Annotated in this window: 5 protein-coding genes; all 5 read right to left on the bottom strand. The window is 57.1% G+C overall.

The window, feature by feature from the left end; translation table 11 throughout:
* Positions 1-263: 263 nt before the first annotated feature.
* Positions 264-1,781, bottom strand: coding sequence for an FGGY-family carbohydrate kinase (locus WMO23_RS10285; protein WP_292106371.1), 1,518 nt, complete (start codon positions 1,779-1,781; stop codon positions 264-266).
* 20 nt (positions 1,782-1,801) lie between these two features.
* Positions 1,802-2,368 carry a hypothetical protein gene (locus WMO23_RS10280; RefSeq protein WP_020310225.1) on the bottom strand — a complete coding sequence of 189 codons (567 nt, stop codon included), beginning with the start codon at positions 2,366-2,368 and terminating at the stop codon, positions 1,802-1,804.
* A gap of 16 nt (positions 2,369-2,384) precedes the next feature.
* Entirely contained in the window at positions 2,385-2,708 is a 324-nt protein-coding gene (locus WMO23_RS10275; RefSeq protein WP_020310224.1) for a YerC/YecD family TrpR-related protein, read from the bottom strand.
* 98 nt (positions 2,709-2,806) lie between these two features.
* Positions 2,807-6,445: a PolC-type DNA polymerase III gene (locus WMO23_RS10270; protein ID WP_292106377.1), complete on the bottom strand. Its 3,639-nt coding sequence runs from the start codon at positions 6,443-6,445 to the stop codon at positions 2,807-2,809.
* Positions 6,446-6,793: 348 nt separating this feature from the next.
* Entirely contained in the window at positions 6,794-8,320 is a 1,527-nt protein-coding gene (locus WMO23_RS10265; protein WP_292282291.1) for a VanW family protein, read from the bottom strand.
* Between the last annotated feature and the right edge of the window lie 259 nt (positions 8,321-8,579).

Raw genomic sequence — 8,579 nt, 5'->3', positions numbered from 1 at the left:
CGCATTAAGACAGCCTCTTTTTGAGTTTTAAGTTTGTAGTTTTTAGTTTGCAGCAAATGGTAAAAAATTTAAAACCAACTTCTACAAACTATAAACTACAAACTCCGTACGATAAACTATCACGAAAGGACAACCTCTCAGTCAGCTTCGCTGACAGCTCTCCTATGAGGAGAGCCGAACGGACCGCCCTTCGGATAGCGTTGTTCACGGGATTCAGGCGGGCCGCCTTATCAGGACGGCCCCTACGAGCCACGAGCCACGACTCACAAAGTGCCGTTCAGGGCTTTGAGCAGGTTTTCGCGTTTGTCATAGGCCCTGCGGTAGGTAGCCGTATGGTTTTCGTCGGGCACGTAGGTGGCCTTGATTTCCAGCTGGCGCTGGAGGGCCTGTTTGAGGTCCGGTATGTCGCCTGCGGCATAGGCGGCGACGATGCAGTTGGTCGGGACGGCGCCGCCGGCGACTTTGAGGGTCACGATTTTCGTATCCAGCATGTCGGCCTTGATCTGGTTCCACAGTTCATCGCGGCTGCCGCCTTCGGTGATGGTCAGCTGGGTCAGGTCGATGCCGGCCTTGCGGTAGCGGTCGGTGATTTCCATATAGTCATAGCCGATGCCTTCGAGGACGCAGCGCCACATGGCCCCCTGGTCGGAGTCGAGGGTCAGGCCCGTGAAGGTCCCGCGGACGTTGGGATAGTCGCCGTTGCCGCCGGTCAGGTAGGGAATGAACATGGCCCCGTCGCAGCCGGGCTGATGGCGCCGGGCCAGTTCGTCCAGGGTCCCGTAGTAGTCATCGCCTTCTTCGCGGGCAATGATGTCCTTGAACCAGCGCAGGGCCAGGCCGCCTGTGCGGACCATGCCCCAGTAGAAATACGTCCCCGGCAGGGTGCCGGAATTGAAGATGAGGTTGCTCCCCGGCACGGACAGTTCCGGAATGATGCCGTCCGTGGCGGCGCAGAACATGGCGCACGTCCCGGCGACGTCGACGGCGCGGCCCGCTTCCAGGATGCCGCTGCCCATCATGGATTCCATCGTGTCGCCGGCGCCGGCGCAGATGGGGATACCTGCAGGGAAGCCCGTTTCCATGGCATCTTCTTCGCAGAGCCTGCCGATGATGTCCCAGGGCTTGACGATGCGCGGCATATAGCGTTCAGGGATGCCCAGGATATCCAGCTGTTCTGGCGACCATTTCTTCTGGACCACGTCATAGCCCAGGCCCCAGCCGGACATGGCGCCCCAGTCGATGAAGGCGTCTTCCCCTTTGAGGCCGGCCAGGTGCATGAGGACGTACGGGCAGTTGTGGACGAACTTGACGCCCTTTTCCTGCCAGGCCGGGACGTTCTTCATGAACCAGCGAGCGAACATGGCCGGGAACATGATGTTCGGTTCGGCATTGCCCGTTTCTTTGCCCCAGATGGCCAGCTTCTGCGCCTTCAGGGCTTCCACGTCGTCGGCCGTGCGGCTGTCGAGATAGTTGACATAAGGCGTGATGGCGTTGCCGTCGGCGTCGATACCGGCGATGCCGCAGATGATCCCGTCGCCCATGATGGCCCGGACGTTCTTCACGTCCCAGCCCTTCTCTTCCATCTGGCGGCTGCACGAAGCCATGCACTGCTTGATGAGGCGGTAATATTCATCGACGTCCATCTGGACCCAGCCCGGCTGGGGGTAGGCCAGATGGGTCTTGGCCGTGTCCATAGCCAGGCAGTGCTGGTCTTCGTCGTAGACGGCGACTTTGACGCTCTGCGTCCCGGCATCGAAACCGAGGTAATACTTGTCACTCATAGGTAACACATCCTTTCCGTTCAGCCCCGGCAATCCTTTACCATCCCGCCAAGGCGGCTCACGAGGCCCGTCGTCGACTCGTTCGGTTTCGGGAAGCGGCGCAGGGCGGTCATGGCTTCGACGTAACAGAAGAACTCTTCCATGGCCGTCTCGATCTGCCCCAGCGTCTGGCCGTCGATGTGCTCGATGAGGGCCAGGTCGTGCTGTTCATAGCGGTTGATATAGCCGTAAAGCGAACAAAACGTACCGGGCCGCTTGGTATAGGAGCAGAAAAAGCAGTATTCCACCATGGCGTCGCACTTCTTGAGCGTATCCTGCCGTTCGACGCCGGCAAATTCCTGCCGTTCCTGGATGACGGTCTTGACCCAGCTGTTCAAGACGCCTTCAAAGAAAGCGAACAGGGACAAGAGGGCCGCCCGGTAATAGCGCCGGGCCAGGAACGTGCCCTTCTTGGTCCCCTTGTCCTGCTGCATGGCAGCCCGTTTTTTAAATGTACAATAATCCTTCCACAACTCTTCGTAAATGGAAGCATGCAATATATCCATATCACCATTATGGAAAATGGTGACATCAATCTTAGCCTTCATGAAATCGGCTACCCTCCTACTTGGATAACTTCAGGAAATCCGGGTCCTTTTCGGCCATGCGGGAGAGGATCTTCTCGTAGCCGCCACTGCCGTAGACCAGGCAGCGCTTGATGCGGCTGATAGTCGCCGTGCTGGCGCCGGTCTTCTTGACGATGTCTTCATAGATATCGCCGGCCTTGAGCATACGGGCCACTTCCAGGCGGGCCGAAATGGCCTTCATTTCCTGAATGGTGCAAAGGTCTTCAAAAAATTCATAACATTCTTCGACACTCTTCAATTCCAAAATAGCACGAAATAACTGATCGTGCAAATGGTCTCGCAATTTTTCATTCACTGCCATGACAATCCCTCTTTCTAAGACAGATTCCTTTAGTTCGTTAAATACTAAAAACATTATACGGCACGAAAGTCAATCTGTCGAGGAAATGTTTTTTCCGCCTACATGGCGAAGAGGTCGATCTGTTCATCTTCGGGCAAATCGCCGAGACAGCCTTCCTGGCTCATGACGTCGACCAGGGACTGGGACACTTTGCCGCGCATCTTGAGGTCGGCCTTGGAGCTGAACGGCGCCTGTTCGCGGGCCGATACGATCTGTTCGGCTACGTTGGCGCCCAGGCCGTCGATGGCCGTAAAGGGCGGCAGGATCTTGCCGTCGCAGATGGTGAACTTCGTCGCTGCCGAGCGGTTGATGTCGACATTCATAAAGGAAAAGCCGCGGAGGCTCATTTCCTTGGCCAGTTCCAGGGCCGAATAGAGGTCCTGTTCGATTTTCGACGCACTCTTGCCCTTGGCGGCGATTTCCTTCATGGCCCGTTCCTGCCCTTCCAGGCCGTGGATCATGGCCGACAGCTTGAAGGCCTTGGCGCGGATCGTGAAGAAAGCGCAGTAGTAGGCCAGAGGCTGGTTAATCTTGTACCAGGCGATGCGGAAAGCCATCATGACGTAGGCCACGGCATGGGCCCTCGGGAAGAGGTAGCCGATCTTGTGGCACGAGTCGATGAACCACTGCGGAATGTGGCCGGCCTTGAGCTCGCCTTCGTAGTCCGTCGTCTTCTGGCCCAATTTATTGAGCTTGTCGATGCCCTTGCCCTTACGGACATTTTCCATGACCTTGAAACTCGTCTTGGGCTTGATGCCGTGCTGGATGAGATAGTTCATGATGTCGTCACGCGTCGAGACGGCTTCCTTCAGGGGGACCGTCCCCGACGTGATCAGATTCTGGGCATTGTTCAGCCAGACGTCGGTGCCGTGGGAGAAACCGGAAATGCGGACCAGTTCGGAAAAGGTCTTGGGCTTGGTGTCGACGAGCATCTGGCGGACGAAGGACGTGCCGAATTCCGGGATGCCCAGGCTGCCGACTTTCGAGCCCAGTTCTTCCGGCGTCACGCCCAGGGCCTTGGTCGAGCTGAACAGGCTCAGCGTCGCCGGGTCATCAAAGGGAATAGTCGTCGCCTTGATGCCGGTCATATCTTCGAGCATGCGGATGACCGTCGGATCATCATGGCCGAGGATATCGAGCTTGACCAGACGGCCTTCGATGGAGTGATAATCGAAATGGGTCGTAATGATGCCGCTGTCCTTCTTGTTGGCCGGATACTGGACGGGCGTGAAATGATGGACGTCCATATCGCGGGGAATGACCATGACGCCGCCCGGATGCTGGCCCGTCGTATTCTTGATGCCCGTGCAGCCGGCGACCAGGCTGTTGACATAGGCATCGTTGACCTTGATGCCCTTGGCTTCGGCCCACTTCATGACGTAGCCATAAGCCGTCTTGTCCTTGACGGCACCGATGGTCCCGGCGCGGAAGACGTTGTCCTTGCCGAAGAGTTCTTCCGTGTACTTATGGGCTTTCGGATGGTATTCGCCGGAGAAATTGAGGTCGATATCAGGGACCTTGTCGCCGTCGAAGCCCAGGAAGATAGCGAACGGGATGTTGTGGCCGTTCTTGTGGAGCGGCGTGCCGCACTTCGGGCAGACCTTGTCGGGCAGGTCGAAGCCGCCGCCGACTTCGCCGTGCGTAAAGAACTCGCTCCACTGGCACTTGGGGCAGACATAATGCGGCGGCAGGGGGTTGACTTCGGTAATGTCCGACATAGTCGCCACGAAGGACGAGCCGACAGACCCACGGGAGCCGACGAGGTAGCCGTCGTCGTTGGAGTGCTTGACCAGCTTGTGGGCGATGTAATAGAGGACGCCGAAGCCGTGGCCCAGGATGGACGTGAATTCTTCTTCCAATCGGTCTTCGACAATCTTCGGCAGCGGGTCGCCGTAGATTTCATGGGCCTTTTTATAGCACATGTTCTTCAGTGCTTCCGACGAACCGGCGATCTGCGGGAAATAGAGCGTTTCCTTCGGCACCGGCCGGCAGTCGTCGATCATATCGTTGATCTTATTGGGGTTGGTAATGACCACTTCCCGCGCCCGTTCCTCGCCGAGGTAGGCAAATTCAGCCAGCATCTCGTCGGTCGTGCGCAGGTAGAGGTCGGGCTGGAATTCCGCATCCTTGAAGCCCTTGCCAGTCATGAGGATTTCCCGGTAAATCTTGTCTTCGGGGTTCATGAAATGAGCATCGCAGGTGGCGACGGTCAATTTCCCCAGGTCATCGCCGAGCTTGAGGATCGTCCGGTTGATGTCGCGCAGGCCTTCTTCATCGGCGACGAAGCCTTCGCGGACGAGGAAGCCGTTGTTGGTGAGCGGCTGGATTTCCAGATAGTCGTAGAACGATGCGATTTTCTTCAATTCTTCATAAGGCAGCTTCTTCTGGACCATCGAGCGGACCAGCTCGCCGGCTTCGCAAGCCGAGCCCAGGATGAGGCCTTCGCGGTATTCTGACAGGACCGCCCGGGGGATGCGCGGCCGGCCGCGGTAGATATATTTCAAATGGGAAATGCTGACCAATTTATAGAGATTGCGGATGCCGATCTGGTTCTTGGCCAGGATGATGATATGGTACGACTGGTCGATCTTATCATCGAAGAGGTAGCCTTCCATGCCATAGATGACCTTGACGTTGTTGGTCTTGTCCGTCGAGATTTCCTGGAGCAGCGGGAAGGACTGGACGACGCCGTGGTCGGTGACGGCAACGGCCGGATGGCCCCACTTCTTGATGGTCTTGATGAGCTGTTTGACCGTGATCAGGGCGTCCATGTCGCTCATGACCGTATGCAGGTGGAGTTCGACGCGCGGCGTGGGATTATGGTCTTCCCGTTCCACTGTACCGCCGTCGGCTTCCATCATGTCGTAGGCCATGAGGACGTAGTCGTTCTGGTAATTGTCGTACTGGATATTGCCGTGGACCCGGACGTAGACGCCGGGCTTGAGCTTCTTGACCAGGTTGTCGTATTCTTCCGGCGTCAGCGTGTTCTTGCGGCGGAACTTGCCGCCTCCGCCCTGATTGCTGACGTCGAGGAACTTCTTGGCTGAAATGCCGTTGGTGCTGTCGGCCATCTGGAAGGTCAGGAGGATGCGCTTCGACTTGAGTTCCCGGAACTCGACCTTGACGACCTTCCCCTTGAGGATAACGTCGTTCTGTTCCTCGCCGAGGACGTCGTTGATGGCGACGGCATCGCCGCCAAAGGCCCGGCCCATCCAGACCCGGCTGTCGCCGCCGGTCTTGGTGCCGCTGGCCTTGCCGCCCGTCCTGGTACTGCCCGTACCGGGCTGGGACGCCGACTGGCAGGCCTTCTTGTAATCTTCATCGGCGTACAATTCGTCGTCCACATCGTAAATGGAATCGTAGCAGTCTTCATGAGGAATCCCGTAGCCTTCCATATCATCAGTGGAAATATCGGCGACCTGGCGCAGCGGGTCATTGTCGGGCACGGCCAGAGACATATCGCCGCCGTGAAAGACCGACGTCACCCGGTGTTCGACCGATACCGTCCCGTCCAGGCCCAATTTCCGGCTGACCCGGTCGCGGAGAAGATCCATATCGCCGATGGCATAAGGCGATTCCGTCCGGACATGCCAGGCATGACCGGCCAGATCGGCCGCAATCGAAGCGACCGTCACCGACCGCCCGCCGTCGACGGGGATCAAAATATCATTTTTAGGAACAATATGCCAGACTTTCATATATTTTCCTTTCTATAAGCGGGCCTGTCGCACAAAGTTTTTACCACCATGCGCGGTCCCTTTTACGTTATAGTTTGGAGTTTGCAGACAATGGCTTTAAATTTTAACCACTGAACTGAGACGGCCCCTACATGCCTCCCCTGCTTCCCATCCATGGGTAGGGGCGTCCACGTGGGACGCCCGTCGCACACAGTGTGGGAACATTCGCTACCTGTTGGTGAAATTCCTACAAAATCCAAACGGACTCACCCTCTACAGCGGTCCGTTTCAGCAGCTATCCTGCCATTTCTTACCGTCATGACCTGACGGACTCGCCACGTGCGAGCCCCTACTACATGAACCGATGAGTTATTCCTCATCGGCCGTGTTGACCGCATCGGGCGCCGGGACATTGAAGTCCATCATGTCGTGCGGTGCGTTGAGGAGCGGGTCCTGCGGTTCCAGGTCCGCCGTGCTGACGACTTCTTCGCTATCGTCGCCGGGCGTGAGGATGATTTCATCATTCGGTTCATAATGGGACTCGATGGTATCGACATGGCGGTCGCCGTCGCTGTAAGCCACGGTCCGGCGGATAGTCACGTCATGGCCGTCGTAGCCTTCCTGCTTGCGCTTATCTTCGGTCACACTGTCGTCGTGCTTCTTGATGACCTTATGAGGCAGGTTCTGGAGATGCGTCGTTTCAAAGGACACACTGCACGTATCGGCGTGATTGCCCAGGATATACGTCGTCACCGTATTCTGACCGGCGACGGTATAGACGCAGACCGGATGCTGGAAAGGATTGGTAAAGGCAAAATCCAGGCCGTCATCGGCGACAGTCGCATCCATGCCGACGGGCACATAAGCGGCCGGGGCAAAATGCGGTTCCCGGCTGGCAATGAACAAGCCCGCCCGCAAAGCCGCATTGAACAGGGTCGTACTGACCTGGCAGACGCCGCCGCCTGTCGACTGTTCGAGCTTGTTTTCAAAATACGACGGTGCCTGCTTATAGCCTTTGTCCGGCGTCCGCGTGCCGACATACTTGTTAAAGGAGAAATCCTTCTGGGCCATGACGACGGCGTGGTTGAGGCGCTTCTGTGCCAGGCGGATGTTGACGTTGCGGTCCGGGTTGGTATCATCGAAATGGGTCGTATAGTACGACAAGACCGTGTCGATATTCTTGAGGTCGTCGGCCTTGATGTCCGCCCCTTCCCGGCTGTCTACGGGGACGTCCAGCGTGTCCGTCCTGCCCGTATGCAGTTTGGCCGTCACAGCATCTTTCAGCTTATCTGTATTGATGACGATGCGGTCCTTGGCATCTTCAATGGCGACAGTCTTCTGGTCGTCCTTGACATAGGCATAGGCATTCTGCGGATCCTTATCGTACTTGTCGTGGACATCGGCCAGGGCCTTATCCAATTTATCCTCGTCAACGGCAATGGCCAGGGGCACATCCTTGCCCTGCGTGAGCGTCGTCACCACATCGGCCACGCGCTGCCAGGGCAGGCCCCGGCGGCCGACGAGATGCAGTTCATCATCGATATAGCTGCGGTCCAATTTGGCTCCCAGTTCGTCCAGGTCCAGCGTCACATCGACGCCGTCCGCGGCCAGGCGCAGCTTGCGGTCTTCCGCTTCCTTCTCGTGGAGGTCGAGATAATTGGTGATCTCGTCATCCGTCATATCGGCAATAGATTGCCCATTGAGGGTCACCATCTGTTCCGCCTTGCTCTGGGCCGCAAAAAAGCCGCCGAAACCAATCACACACAAGGCCAAGACAACAGCAGCCCGCTTCTTCCAGGACGGCGTGTCCTTTTCCGGAGGCAATCCATGCTTTTCCCGGTACCGCCGGCGATATTCCTTCATCCGTTCTTTCCGTGCTCGTTCTTCGTCAGTCACATTCTAACCTACCTTTTCTCTATATTTCAATCGCCCCTGGCTCCCCTCATAGGGGAGCTGTCAGCGAAGCTGACTGAGAGGTTCTCCCCTGCGACCTGCGGGCCGCCAGCCTCAGCTGTCCGTTCCAGCAACCGTCCTGCCATTCCTTACAGTCATGACCTGACGGGCTGAAAAGGCACGTGTGTTATGTGCAATAACATAGTTTACATAAATAGGGGTCTTCCCCCTACTGAAAAAAGTGATACTTTTAGGCATAAGA

The organism is Megasphaera intestinihominis, from assembly GCF_040096415.1.
GTDB lineage: Bacteria > Bacillota > Negativicutes > Veillonellales > Megasphaeraceae > Megasphaera > Megasphaera intestinihominis.
This window is presented reverse-complemented; position numbering and strand designations above follow the sequence as displayed.

Excerpts from the sequence above, each read along its gene's own strand:
- WMO23_RS10285 (WP_292106371.1), bottom strand. The coding sequence starts at position 1,781 with ATGAGTGACAAGTATTACCTCGGTTTCGATGCCGGGACGCAGAGCGTC.
- WMO23_RS10270 (WP_292106377.1), bottom strand. The coding sequence starts at position 6,445 with ATGAAAGTCTGGCATATTGTTCCTAAAAATGATATTTTGATCCCCGTC.
- WMO23_RS10280 (WP_020310225.1), bottom strand. The coding sequence starts at position 2,368 with ATGAAGGCTAAGATTGATGTCACCATTTTCCATAATGGTGATATGGAT.
- WMO23_RS10275 (WP_020310224.1), bottom strand. The coding sequence starts at position 2,708 with ATGGCAGTGAATGAAAAATTGCGAGACCATTTGCACGATCAGTTATTT.